Origin of the sequence: Allopontixanthobacter sp. (assembly GCF_034376665.1) — a bacterium.
GTDB lineage: Bacteria > Pseudomonadota > Alphaproteobacteria > Sphingomonadales > Sphingomonadaceae > Allopontixanthobacter.
Genome location: NZ_JAXMJI010000061.1, coordinates 20,937 through 33,860, shown reverse-complemented (window position 1 = coordinate 33,860; position 12,924 = coordinate 20,937). Strand labels below are relative to the sequence as shown.

Sequence of the window (12,924 nt, the reverse complement as noted above, 5' to 3'; positions counted from 1 at the left end):
GCTCCAGCAGCACGATCCAGCGGCGACCGGCGAAGACAGATCGCTTGCCCGCAAGACGCATCAGACGATTGCGGCCTGTGCCGGAGATATCGAGGCGCTGTCCTTCAACAAGGCCGTCGCCAGGATTTACGAGCTGACCGCCGCAATCGAAAAGTCCGCGCCCTCGGCCAGCCGTAGCGAGGCGATCCACGCTCTGTTGCTGCTGGTGTCGCCGATGATGCCGCATCTGGCGGAGGAAGTCTGGTCCCGCATGGGGCACGGCGGCCTGATTGCGCTGGCCGGGTGGCCGCAAGTCGATCCCGCACTGCTGGTGGATGACGAGGTCACCATTGCGGTCCAGCACAAGGGCAAGCTGCGTGACACGCTGACCGTTGCCAAGGGCCTGCCCGGCGATGAGTTGGAAGCGCTTGCGCTCGCCAGCGAGAAGGTCCAGCGTTCCCTGGATGGAGCGCAAGTTCGCAAGGTGATCGTGGTGCCCGACAGGCTGGTAAACATCGTAACATGATCCGCAGAGGCGCCTTGCTGGGCCTGTTGCCGCTGGCTGCGCTGCTGGGGTCATGCGGGCTGAAGCCGATGTATGCCGGCGGGAGCGACGGCGTGGTGGCGCGCGGGTTGTCGGGGATCGAAGTCCCGGTGATCCAGGGGCGTGCCGGCTGGCTTATGCGCAACGCATTGCAGGACCGGCTGGGGGCCAGCGGCGCCGATACCGGTGCCCCGCGTTACCGGCTGGATGTGCGGCTGGATGACCAGCTCGAAGGGCTGGGTGTGCTGGGCGATGACACCATCGGGCGCGAGAGGCGCACCCTGCGCGCGCGCTATCAATTGGTCGATCTGGCGAACGGTGAGATCCTGCTCGACGCCACCGCCGGTTCCGACGCCGGTATCGACGTGGTGTCGAGCGAATATGCGACTATCGCCGCCGAGCAGACCGCGCTGGAAAACCTCTCGCTGGAAGTCGCCGACCGTATCGTGACGCAGCTCGCACTGACGCTGCGCGAAAAGCCTTGAAGGCGACCCAGCGGGACTTCGGCGGCGCGGCAGCCCGGGCGGCCCGCGAATGCAGCGTGTTCTTCTTCTGCGGCCCGGACGAGGGCGGTGCTTCCGCCGCGGCGCACCGGATCATCGCCCTGCTGGACGACCCGGGGGAACGGATCGAATTGTCCGGCAGCGACCTGCGCAAGGATCCGGTCCGGCTTGGCGATGAAGCCCGCTCCACGTCCCTGTTCGGCGATGCCCGCCATCTGTTCGTGCGCGCCAGCGGTGACGAGGCCCATGATGCCGTCAAGATCCTTCTCGACGGGATGGACCAGGACCAGGGGGCCGTCTGCCCGGTGCTGATCGTCGCCACTTCGGCGACGGACAAGGCGCGGACCGCGAAATTGCTCGAAAAGCGCGGCGATGCGCTGGTGGCGATGTTCTGGCCGCCCGACCTCGGCAGCGTCAGCGCTTCGGTTCGGACCATGGCCGATGCCGCGGGCCTGCGCCTGAACGGAGATATTGCCGAGAGGATAGCTCGCGGAGCCGGCCTCGACGTCCGGCTCGCCCAGTCCGAAGTGACCAAGCTGGCGCTCTATCTCGACGCATCGCCCGAGGCGCCGCGCAGCGCGGACGCGGAGGCGCTGGCCGCAATTGGCGCGCCCACCGAAGAGGACGGCTTCATGCCGCTGGTCAACGCGGTGCTTTCAGGTGAACTGGGCAAACTGCCAGGCGAGCTGCAGCGGATGCACGAATTGTCGCTCAACCCGGTGGGCGTGTTGTTGGCGTTCGAGCGGCGCACGGTTCAGCTCGCGCAATTGTCCGCCCGCATCGGACCGCGCGGCGACATTTCCTCCGCGATGAAGGGGGAAATCCAGGCGCGGCGTGTCTTCTTCAAGGATCAGCGAGACATTTCCCAGCAATTGCAGCGCTGGCGAGGCCGGAAACTCGACCGGTTGGTGGCGAAACTGGTCCTGCTGCACCAAAGCCTGTTGTCGAACAGCCAGCATGCGGAATTGCTGCTCGGGCAGGGACTGACGGAAATTGCCAGATTTGCCGGTTCCCGCCGCTAAGTCATTGAGACGTTTAAAGCGGAGGCCGTGATCGAATTGAATTAACCGGTGAAATTCCGCGAATTCTTTTTGTTTTCAGCGTCGTTTGAAAGTATTCATCAGAAGAATATTTAACGCGCTTGAAGTCGAATTCGATACGGCTATGGATTTGCTGCATGCAGCAACCTTCCCAAAGCCGCGACTGATGAATGCGCCGATACGATCGCTGCCCTTGGCTGCGCAATCTTCCAAACCCCTTGCCCCTTCGCTGGAACGGTGGCGGCTGCGAATGTATCTCACTTTACTCGTCGCCGATCTGCTGTGCATACTCGGCGGGTTCTTCATGGCCCGCGCGGTATACCAGATGGCATGGCCGGCCACATTGCTGATGATGGAAGCGCAGCTGCTGTTGCCCGTCTACACAACGATCGCACTTTACCAGAGCACGTATTCGATCAAGGCGCTGCTCGAGCCGCGGTTTGCCATCAAGCGGGCATTGCTGGCATTGCTGGTGGCATCGGCGTTGCTGATTTTCGTGACCTTCTACGCCAAATCGACGGCCTACTTTTCGCGGGTCACCTTTACGCTGGGGCTGCTGTTCAGCGGCGCTGCAATGGTCGCGTTCCGGCTGGCGCTGCTCTGGCTGGTCCGGCTGACCTGGGGACCGCGAGTTGTCAATGTGCTCCTGATCAACGATGGCGGTCCGGAGGTTAAACTTTCGAATTCCCTTGTTATCGATGCCGCCGAGCATGGACTGCTGGCCGATACGACCGACCCCCACAATCTCGACAGGTTGGGACGTTACCTGCAGAACATGGACCGCGTAGTCGTCAGCTGCAGCGTAGCACGCAGGCCGGCGTGGGTATTCGTCCTTCGTGCAGCCGGGGTACGCGGCGAGGTGGTTTCGGGCAGCCTCCAGAAACTGGCACCTCTGGGGATGGAAGTCGAAGGGGATTGCATCTCCCTGATCGTGTCGACCGGTCCGCTGGGTTTGCGCGCCAGGGCCGTCAAGCGGGCTTTCGATCTCGCTGTCGCCGGGACCGCGCTGTTTGTGCTGGCACCGGTGCTGCTGCTCGTCGCATTGGCGATCAAGCTGGAAGACCGCGGCCCGATATTCTTCACCCAGCGCCGGCTCGGCCGGGGGAACCGCTTCTTCCAGATGCTGAAATTCCGTTCGATGAAGGTCGAAGGCGCGGACGCGGATGGCAACCGATCGGCATCGCGCGGGGATGACCGCGTTACGGCAGTGGGCCGGTTTTTGCGCCGCACCAGCCTCGACGAATTACCTCAGCTGATCAATGTCCTGATTGGCGACATGAGCGTGGTCGGGCCGCGCCCGCACGCGCTCGGTTCGCAGGCGGGTGACAAGCTGTTCTGGGAAGTTGATGGACATTACTGGAACCGTCACGCCTTGCGCCCGGGGCTCACGGGCCTCGCGCAGGTGCGGGGCTTCCGCGGCGCGACAGACCATGAAAACGATCTTCGCGGAAGGTTGCGCGCGGATCTCGAATATATCAGCCGCTGGAGCCCTTATCGCGACGTCATGATCCTGCTGCGTACGCTGCGAGTTATGGTACACCAGAAGGCCTTTTGACGGGGCACAGCAGGCGCGCGGCTTTGTGCAACCGCCAAAGGGGTTGCAACCTAAGTGAAAATACTTAATGCGGTGGTCATTAGGGCAGTAGACCACCGGAATCCAGAAACATGTCGCTTGCGAAGAACATCGCTAATGCCTTTGCGACTTGCGCACTCGTGTTTTCATTTTCGGCTCAGGCCGCGACCCGATCGTCGGCGGCAATACCGGCAGCAATACCGGCAGCAACTGCGGCGCAGAACACCGAGCGGGTGCGTAGCGCTTCTAAGTCTGGTGAGGAAAGCGAGCTGGATGGCGGCACCGGGATCATTTTCGCCATTCTCGCCGCAGCGGGTGTTGTCCCAGCAGTCGCAGTCGCAGCCGGCGGCGGCAGCGACAGCCCGGGCTGAACCGCCGAACTCGCAAAAGGAATAGGTCCGGTCGGTTCGGGCCTGTCCTGAACAAAGTATTTGGGGGGCGTGGCGTTATCTCTGATCGCAGGAACTCAACTGTCCGAAATTCAAGCGGTGGAATTGGCGTTCTTGGCGCAGAGGTCTTGCCGCGGGCGTATCTCTGGCCCCTGCTGCTGTTGCTGATCGCCGCCATAACGCTCGGGGGCGGCGGGACGCCTGCGCCGCAGACGGAACTTCTGCTGCAGCTGATTGCCGCGGGATGTCTGGTGATGACGCTCTACGGCCCGTGCCGGATGACGGGCCTTCCACCGCCGCCGCGTCTGGCATGGATTGCCGCCGCTCTCGTCGTGGCGCTGCCGCTGCTGCAACTGGTTCCCTTGCCTCCGGCGGTCTGGCAGGCGCTACCCGGACGGGAGATTCAGGCCGAAGCCCTCGATCTGGTCGGTGCGCGGGATACCTGGCGCAGCTGGAGCCTGTTCCCCGGCAGGACTGCGGCCAGTCTGCTGGCGATCATCCCGGCAGTTGCAGCGATGCTGATGATGAGCCGGCTCCATTCGCAAGACTTCAACTGGGCGGTTGCCGCGATTCTGCTGATGGTCCTGCTGTCCCTGCTTCTCGGGGCCGGGCAGATAGTGGGAGGCAGCGACACTGCCTTGCGGATTTATTCGCAATCCAACCCTGGTTTTCTCAACGGCTTCCAGGCCAACCGGAACGCACAGGCCGATATGCTGCTGATCGGGATGGTTGCAGCGACAGCCACACTTCGGACGCTGCGCGGGCGGGTTCTGAAAACGTCGGCCGCCAGCCTTGCAATAACCGCATTGGCCATTCTGGTCCTTGGCGTGGTGCTGACCGGTTCGCGGACGGGCATCGCGCTGATCCCGATAGTAGTGATCTTTTGCGCGCTGATCTGGCACGGCATTCACCGGCGCGTGCTCTTGCTTCTTGGCAGCCTGGTCCCTGCTGCAATCCTGCTCGCGTGGCTGCTGCGGCACAATGGCGTGATCCAGCGGATTGCCGGGCGGTTCGATGCACAGTCCGATTTTCGAAGCGAGCTGTGGAGCGATGCCCTTTTCGCAATCGCTGCATACTGGCCTTTCGGGGCCGGTATCGGCAGCGCCGCTCCGACGCTGGCGGCGGTGGAGCGGCTGGAGATTGTCGACATGACCAGCCCCAACCGGGTGCATAATGATTATCTGGAATTCCTGCTTGAGGCCGGCATTTTTGGCGGCCTGACCATTGCTGCACTGGCAGGCATGTTGGCCTACGCAGGGGTCACTCGGTTCCGGCAGTCGGCTGGCGAAGCGCGGCGGGCGCTCTATTTTCCTGCCGCTGTTGCTGCGATCATCGGACTGCATTCGCTGGTCGATTACCCGCTTCGGTCGATGTCGCTGGCAATTATTGCCGCGGCGGCGATGGGTATTTTGCTCGCCCGGCCGAGCAAACCGATCGTGCCGTCGGCCCAAGGATATATTGAAGGCCACGGCAGGCTCCAGCAATCCGTTCCGCCCAATGGAGTGCACGCCGCGTGAAAGCCGTTTTGAATCTGCTCGCCGCAAGTGGACTCGCTTTGGGGGTTTCCGCATGCCAGTCAGGACCGGACAACCCGTCCATCCCGTCCGGTATAGCCGCCTATGACGCGATACCGGAAAAGGCCGATAATTCTGCGCAGGTATCGGGCGTCATGGCGCCTGGCGACGTGCTATCGATTTCGATACTGCAGGAACCGGAACTCCGTCTGGAAAAAGTTGCGATCGACGATGGCGGCACAATCCAGATGCCGCTGCTGGGCGAAGTCATGGTCGCCGGGCTTACACCGGCCGAATTCGCCCGCGAACTGACCGACCGGCTAGGCGCGCGCTATCTGCGCAATCCGCAACTGACCGTGAATGTGATCGAGCGCGCCGCGCGGACGGTTACCGTCGAAGGTGAAGTCGATCGTCCCGGCATCTTTGCAGTCAAGCCGGGGATCACTCTGCTCGGTGCCCTGGCGCTGGCGGAAAGCCCGTCCGAACTCGCGCGCGACGATTCGATTTTCGTGTTTCGCCAGGTGGATGGGAAGCGGTACGGCGCGCGTTTCGACCTGCGCGAATTGCGCAACGGCCTCGCGCCTGATCCGGAAATACTACCCGGCGACACCGTCGTTGTGGGCTTCTCGAATTCGAAATCGGCGTTCCGGGATTTTCTCAGGGCAACGCCGCTCTTGAACATTTTCACCGTCTTTTGAGCGCATGAGCGCGGAGGAATAAGCCGGTGAACAGCCCATTGACCCATCCAAAACAGGTCTCCCTTTTGGAAGAGGAGACTTACGGCAGCGGCCCGCTGATCGATATGAACTATATCCTGGCGGTAATCCGCCGGAACCGCTGGCTGATATTCAGTATTGTCACCGTGAGTGTGGCGGCAGCGCTGGCGGCGACCCTGCTTGCCGTTCCGCAATATACCGCGCGTGTCACCATCCAGGTCAACGAAACCTCGCAGCGGGTTCTGGGCAGCGAGGATACGCCGGCCGAGGACAACAGCTGGAACTATGAACGCTTTCTCAATACCGAGATCGACGTTGTGACCAGTTATGCCTTGGCAGAGCGGGTCGAGAATGCGCTCGATCTTTCGGAAAGCACGCGCTTCTTCAACGCCTTCGGCATCCACGACGAGGCGATTCGCAGCGATGACAAGCTGCGCGAGATGGATGCCATTTTGCTGGTGCAGCGCAACCTGAAGGTGCCCGCACCCCGCAACACCCGGGTTATTCCCGTGTTGTTCACGTCAGCCGACGCGGGGATCTCTGCGCAAATTGCCAACAGCTACGCCGAACAGTTCATCCAGGCCGACCTCAAGCGCAAGTTCGATTCGACGGCCTATGCGCGTGATTTCGTGTCCGATCAGTTGACCGAGGCGAAGGAACGGCTGGCCAATTCGGAAAAGGCGCTCAACACCTATGCCCGCGGTGCCGGTCTGATCCGGCTGACGGATCCCACCGTCGATGAAGATACCGGCAGGGCCGGCGGATCGATTACCACGGCCAGCCTGATCCAGCTGAACCAGGCGGCCAACAGCGCCCGCGCGAACCGGATTGGTGCAGAAACACGGTGGCAGTCCATCGCCAATGCGCCGCTCTACAGCTCTGCTTCTGTGCGTTCGGACCCTACTGTCGCTTCTCTGCTCGGGCGCAGAGCCGCGCTGGAGGCTTCGCTCGCGGAAGAAAGCTCGCGCCGGCTGGAGGACCACCCCGAAATCGTGTCGCGCCGGGCGGAACTGGCGCAGGTCCAGGCGGACCTGAATGCGGCCGCCAACAGCGTGCGGCTGGCGATCCGAACGGAATACGATGCCGCCCGGGCAACCGAAATCCAGCTCGCCTCGCAAGTGAACACCTTGAAGGGCGAAACACTGTCGGAACAGGACAGTTCGGTGCAATACGCCCTGCTGGAACGCGAGGCGGATACCAACCGGCAATTGTATGACGAACTTTTGCAACGCTACAAGCAGCTGAACGCCGCGGCGGGGGTCAGTGCGAGCAATATCTCGATAATCGACCAGGCAAGGGTGCCGGTGGCACCGTCCTCGCCCAATCTGATGTTCAATTTGGGGATCGGCTTCATTCTCGGCAGTTTCATTGCAGGCGGCGCGGTATTCCTGCGGACAGAACTCGACGATTCCATCCGGGTCCCGGAAGACGTCGCGCAGAAGCTCGATCTTCCCCTGCTCGGGGTCGTCCCGGTCAATCAAGCCGGGACCATCGAAGACGAAATGGCGGATCCCAAAGCCCCGATTGCGGAGGCCTACAGCTCGCTTTGCGGCAGTTTGCTCTATGCCACGCCTCAAGGCCTCGCGCCGACCATGCTGGTCACCAGCAGCCAGCCCTCGGAAGGAAAATCCGTCACCTGCCGCGCCTTGGCGCACACCTTCTCGCGCATGGGCCGTAAGGTGATCCTGGTCGATGGCGACATCCGCCGCCCGAGCCTGCACCGTTTCGCGGGTACCGACAATTCGGTCGGCCTGACGACGGTTCTGACCGGGCAGGCAACACTGGCGGAAGCGGTTCACACCAATTGCGAACAGGCATTTTCCTGCCTGACAGCAGGCCCCACCCCGCCCGCGCCGAGCGAATTGCTTGCCTCTGTAAGGATGCAGGAAATCATCGACGAGCTGGCCCGCGAGTATGATTTGGTGATCATCGATTCCTCGCCCGTCCTCGGCCTCGCCGACGCGCCGATGCTGTCGGTGCTGGTCGACGGGGTGGTGTTCGTGGTGGAGGCGGCACGGGGCCGCCGCGGCGCGCTCAAATCATCCCTCCGCCGCCTCAAGGCCATGCGGCCCAACATCCTCGGCGCGGTGCTGACCAAGTTCGATCCGAAGGACGCATCGAACAGCTATTCGAGTTATTACGGCTACGATTATTACAGCTACCGCGACGAGCGCGAGAAGGCGGTTGGCTGAACCGGTCCGGGCGCGTCCGACTCCCTGGACTCGGGCAGCGCTTGCGGCGTTTATGGTGCTATTCGCCATTGCCGCCACCGGCAGCGGTATGGACCGGATCATTGCGGAAACCCCCTCGGTCTCGCCGGCTGCGGGCGGTGTTCCGGCCCTGTTTGCCGACGCCAGTCTGCGGCGCGCCGCGGCCATCGAATTGGCCGCCGGCCGCTTTCCCGCTGCGGCGCAGCTCGCCCGCCGGGCCACCATCCGCTCCCCGTTAGAGCCAGCCAGCACCGCCTTGCTTGGAGCAGCATGGCTGGGCGAGGGCAGGATCGCCGCGGCGGACAGCGCTTTCCGGGTGAGCGGGCAACTCGGCTGGCGGGACACGGTGACGCAGACCTACTGGATGCAGGTTGCCCTGCTTGGCGGGGATTATGCAGTCGCTGCTCAGCGGCTCGACGCAATGCTGCGGCGCGAACCGGCGCAGGCTGGGCGGCCCGAGCTGCTGGCACCGTTTGAAAGCAGCGCTGCGGGACGCGCCATGCTGGTTGGGCGACTTGCCCAAAGGCCCGGCTGGTTGCCGGTCTATTTCAATCCGACCGGCGTACTCGGCCCCGCGCAACTGGCACAGCGTGCCCAGGTCGCCGCACTGCTGTCGAAGGATACTCCCCTCGGATGCGGAGGAATTTCGCCCCTTGTCCGCAGGCTGATCACGGAGGATGCAGTGACGCCCGCCCATGACCTGTGGCAGCAACATTGCGCCCCGGCGCGCGGCGCAATTATAAGCGATCCCGACCTGACGGGCGGGCTCGGGAACGATCCCTCGCCGTTTGGCTGGCAGAAGCATTCCGACGGTTCGATCCGGCTGCGAAGCGCCGGCCGCGGCGGCGGCCTGGTGCTGGAAAACACCGCGCCCTTCACCCGCAACTTCGCGCGCCAGATGCTGGTTCTCCCATCGGGGAGCTACCGCCTGTCGTGGCGGGCGGTGGGGGCCGACGGGCGCGTCAGCAACCGGATCGAGGCTCTTTCCGCTTGCAGCGCGCAAGGGGCCTTACCTCTCGCGGCCAGGCGGGCATCGGACACCCGTATGTCCGGGGTGCTGCGGATTACCGGCGCATGTGAAGGACAATTCCTGATCTTCAGGATCACGCCGGGTGCGGGCGAGCTGGAGTTCGGCAGCATCCGGCTCGATCCTATGGAGCGGTGAACCCGGAAGGGGTTCAGTCAGCGAGCCTCTCGCGCGGCTTGATCGCCGCTGCGGGATTGCCGCGGTAAACCGCCCATGCGTCGCCATTTTCGAACAGCGCCCCGCGCGCGGCGAGCACGCAGCCGTCCGCCATGGTTACTCCCGGGCCGACAAACGCTTCCGCGGCGACCCAGCAATCTTCGCCCAGCGTCACGGGGCGCAGCACCAGCTGGAAATGCGGATCGCGAATATCATGCGAACTGGCGCAGATATGCGCGCCTTGCGAGACCACGCTGCGCCGCCCGATCACGATCCGTCCCTGATTGTACAGAGTGACTCGGGGACCGATCAGCGCATTCGCGCCAAGTTCCAGATTGGCCGGAAACCACACTTTCGTGCTGGCGTAAACGCGGGCGCCGGGCCCCACCTTCGCCCCGAAGGCAATCAGCACCAGCCTGCGCCATCCATGCACCGGCGGCGGCGTCCACCGCGCGAGCAGCAGCCACGCCAGCGCCCAGGCCGCGCGAGCCATCCGGTTGCCGAGGCTGAAACTGGCACCGCCTTCGAGCGGCCGGCTGGTGCGCGCATCGAGCGGGCTCATGCCGGCACTGCCTTGCTAGTGTGCGCCAGGCCCCGGTAGGCCTCGCCCCATTGCCGGGCCGCGGCTTCGGACGAGAACATATGCCCCGCCAGCTCCAACGCCGCGTCCGACATCGTCTGCCAATCGCTGTCGGGCAGCTCCAGGGCGCGGTCGAGCGCAGTTGCGATCGTCTTGGCAGTAAGTCCGCAGTCGATCGCTGCGCCAGAGGTAAAACCAGCGGGCAGGTTGCACTCCTGCGACATCAGCGCCGGAGTGCCAGCAGCCCATGCCTCCAGCACGGCCATCGGCAGTCCTTCGCTTTGGGATGGCAGCACGAAGAACCGCGCATCCCGCATCAGGGCGGCCTTTTCCGCGCCGTATTTCGGACCCACGAAATGGATTGAACCGGGTCCGCCCGACACCCGGCTGCGGAGCTGGTCGACGTCGCGCTGGTCCCCCCAACCAGCGATAGTGAGCCGGGCACCTGCCGCTTCCAGAGTTTCGGCTCGCATGGTCCAGGCGTCGATCAGCGCAGCGATATTCTTCTTGGGATGGATGCGGCCGAGATAGAGGAAATGCGCGGGCCCGGCGGCGTCGCGCGGTTCGCCCGCAGGTGGGCCGGAATTGGGAATGACGATTGTGTCGCTTCGCCCGCTTTCGGCGGCAATGTCCCCCGCTTCACGCTCGGTAAGCGCGTGCATGACTGTTGCCCCCCGCCAGCTTGCCCGTTCGTAGCCGATCCGAGCGAGCGACTTCTTTGCCTGTCCCCGGGCGGTGATCCAGGGATCCAGCATCCCATGCGGGCTGACGAGATAGGGGCGGCCGGTGCGCTGCGCCCAGTCCGACCCGGCGCGGGACGGGTACATCCAGATGCCGTGCAGGTGCAAAAGATCGAGATCGGCTTCCAGCAGCGCGGAAACCAGTCCCGGCGCAAAGCCGATCTGGGCCGGCCCGGTCATGGGTAGGTGGTGAACCTGACTGGGCGCGAAGCGTTCGGCATCCTCCGCAGATCGTTGATCCGCCAGTGCGAAGACGCTCACCGCGCCTCCCAACGACCGGATTATCCGGGCCTGCTGGACCACTGCCTCGAACACGCCGCCACCAGAGCGGGAGGCCGAGGCCGTCAACAGGCCGATATGGAGGCCGGACAGAGTTCCGGTCACCGGCGCGGACCGGCCGCAAGATTGCGTGAACGATAGGCGCGCGGCAGCTTTCGGGCAATCGCGGTGGGAGCCGCAAGGCGCGCTTTCTGGGCCCGGTTCGGTGCGGCTTGAGACACATGGCCGCTTCCGACTGCAGAAAGAGCGGCAGGAGCATCACCGCTTCCCATCCCACCCGATGTCAGGCGCGGAGTTCTTACGCCGAGCAAACGCATCGACAAATTCAGGACTATCAGGGGAAAGACGAGGAAGATGAGAAACCGCAACATGGTGACCAGCACACCATCCCGGTAAAACAGGATCGAAAGCGGAAGCAGAATCATATAGGCCAGCAGACGGAGATTGGTCGGCCTGCCGCGGGCGAAATATTCGTAGAACGCTCCCCACACGCCGCCGAAAAGAGCGCACCAGAGGAACACTCCAGCAAAGCCCAGGCTGTACCATCCTTCGCCGGGCAGAGACCGGGTCATGCCCATCGGGGTACCGTAATCGAACAGCGAAAAGAACTTGATCGGTTCGCCAAGCGGCTTGCCTTCCCACAGCACACGGGGAACAGGTTCGGTCAAGGCCTGCAGATTACCGAGGAAATAGGTGTAGGTGCCGGTGCGCTCCGGGATCGCGTAGGTGAGATACTCCATATACTCGAGATTGCCCGCATCCATGCCTTCGAGAAACCGGGCGTCGCCCTCCGATTCCCAGGATTCCACCTGTTCTTCGACAAACAGTCCGCGGACTGCGTAGCCGCGATCCTGCCCGACCAGATTGAACACCCCGAGCACCACAAGGCCGGCGAGGACCATCTTCGCGCTCGGCCATAAGCGCCTGCTTTCATACAACCAGATCAGACCCATAGCGACGGCGGCCAGCATGAACGGCCCGCGCGTACCGGTCCCGCCACCAAGAATGATGAACAGGATCAAGGGTATGAAGGAATACCAGCGGAACCGGGTGATCCATGCGAAAATGACGGCGATCGGCCCCAGCATCAGGCGCGATTCGTAGAAATAGCCGTTTGACTGCGTGTTGACGGCTATGCCGGTCGCGCTGTCGGTGATCATCTGCCCGGCGCCCGAAATATCGGTCGCCCAGGATGTAAGCATCGAATAGACCGCGACGGGGGCAAGAAGGAGCGCCATGAGCAGGAACGGCTTCCCCAGACGGTTGCGCATGATCTCGTCCACGCGGCCGCGGGAAAAGCTGATCGGGGTGCGGGCGATATGGAGATTGGTGAGGCCGAACGCGATCAGGCCGAGCATCGTTGCCAGCAGGGCGGTAGTCTTTTCCGCCATGCTCGGCTGAAACTGGTACGCCGTGTAGATCAGATCATACCCGCGGTAATATACCAGCGGCGGACGGATCACGAAGACCAGGAAGTGAAACGCCAGATAGAACGCGAAAGGATGGAAGGCGGATGCGGCAGGTTGGCGGATGAACAGCACAGCCATGATGATCCAGAGCAGCAGGTTGGCCAGCATGACCGCTTCATACATCTGCTGACTCCACCCCGGTATCGACGCTCCACCCGCCTGCGGTTCTAGTTGAGTGCAGCAAACGGTTCAAGCCAGCGCAATC

The 12,924-nt window shown here is 63.3% G+C and carries 12 protein-coding genes; 9 read left to right on the top strand and 3 right to left on the bottom strand.

Features of this window, described 5'->3' with window-relative positions; genetic code table 11:
• The 9 genes from U0988_RS06540 to U0988_RS06500 all read left to right on the top strand — a co-directional run.
• Positions 1-505 (top strand): class I tRNA ligase family protein (locus tag U0988_RS06540; RefSeq protein WP_322291822.1); only part of this gene is annotated, 505 nt, incomplete at its 5' end.
• Positions 502-1,008, top strand: a complete 507-nt coding sequence (lptE, locus tag U0988_RS06535; protein WP_322291821.1) for an LPS assembly lipoprotein LptE — start codon at positions 502-504, stop codon at positions 1,006-1,008. The genes U0988_RS06540 and lptE, both read left to right, overlap by 4 nt.
• Positions 1,005-2,048 (top strand): DNA polymerase III subunit delta, encoded by a 1,044-nt coding sequence (gene holA, locus U0988_RS06530; protein WP_322291820.1) that lies wholly within the window; start codon positions 1,005-1,007, stop codon positions 2,046-2,048. The genes lptE and holA overlap by 4 nt, the downstream gene beginning before the upstream one ends.
• Before the next feature lie 184 nt (positions 2,049-2,232).
• Positions 2,233-3,621: a sugar transferase gene (locus tag U0988_RS06525; protein ID WP_322291819.1), complete on the top strand. Its 1,389-nt coding sequence runs from the start codon at positions 2,233-2,235 to the stop codon at positions 3,619-3,621.
• Positions 3,622-3,779: 158 nt separating this feature from the next.
• The gene (locus U0988_RS06520; RefSeq protein WP_322291818.1) at positions 3,780-4,010 is read left to right on the top strand and encodes a hypothetical protein; all 231 of its coding nucleotides are present in this window, start codon (positions 3,780-3,782) and stop codon (positions 4,008-4,010) included.
• A gap of 146 nt (positions 4,011-4,156) precedes the next feature.
• Positions 4,157-5,545, top strand: coding sequence for an O-antigen ligase family protein (locus U0988_RS06515; RefSeq protein WP_322291817.1), 1,389 nt, complete (start codon positions 4,157-4,159; stop codon positions 5,543-5,545).
• Positions 5,542-6,240: a polysaccharide biosynthesis/export family protein gene (locus U0988_RS06510; protein ID WP_322291816.1), complete on the top strand. Its 699-nt coding sequence runs from the start codon at positions 5,542-5,544 to the stop codon at positions 6,238-6,240. Before U0988_RS06515 ends, U0988_RS06510 begins: the two co-directional genes overlap by 4 nt.
• A 26-nt stretch (positions 6,241-6,266) precedes the next feature.
• Positions 6,267-8,450: a GumC family protein gene (locus tag U0988_RS06505; protein ID WP_322291815.1), complete on the top strand. Its 2,184-nt coding sequence runs from the start codon at positions 6,267-6,269 to the stop codon at positions 8,448-8,450.
• Positions 8,451-8,502: 52 nt separating this feature from the next.
• Positions 8,503-9,633 (top strand): hypothetical protein, encoded by a 1,131-nt coding sequence (locus tag U0988_RS06500; protein ID WP_322291814.1) that lies wholly within the window; start codon positions 8,503-8,505, stop codon positions 9,631-9,633.
• Between the two features lie 13 nt (positions 9,634-9,646).
• On the opposite strand, the gene U0988_RS06495 is transcribed toward U0988_RS06500, so the two are convergent.
• From U0988_RS06495 to U0988_RS06485, 3 genes are read right to left on the bottom strand one after another with little or no spacing between them, the layout of a single operon-like run.
• Positions 9,647-10,213 (bottom strand): putative colanic acid biosynthesis acetyltransferase, encoded by a 567-nt coding sequence (locus U0988_RS06495; protein ID WP_322291813.1) that lies wholly within the window; start codon positions 10,211-10,213, stop codon positions 9,647-9,649.
• Positions 10,210-11,355, bottom strand: coding sequence for a glycosyltransferase (locus U0988_RS06490; RefSeq protein ID WP_322291812.1), 1,146 nt, complete (start codon positions 11,353-11,355; stop codon positions 10,210-10,212). Before U0988_RS06490 ends, U0988_RS06495 begins: the two co-directional genes overlap by 4 nt.
• Positions 11,352-12,842: an O-antigen polymerase gene (locus tag U0988_RS06485; protein ID WP_322291811.1), complete on the bottom strand. Its 1,491-nt coding sequence runs from the start codon at positions 12,840-12,842 to the stop codon at positions 11,352-11,354. The genes U0988_RS06490 and U0988_RS06485 overlap by 4 nt, the downstream gene beginning before the upstream one ends.
• Between the last annotated feature and the right edge of the window lie 82 nt (positions 12,843-12,924).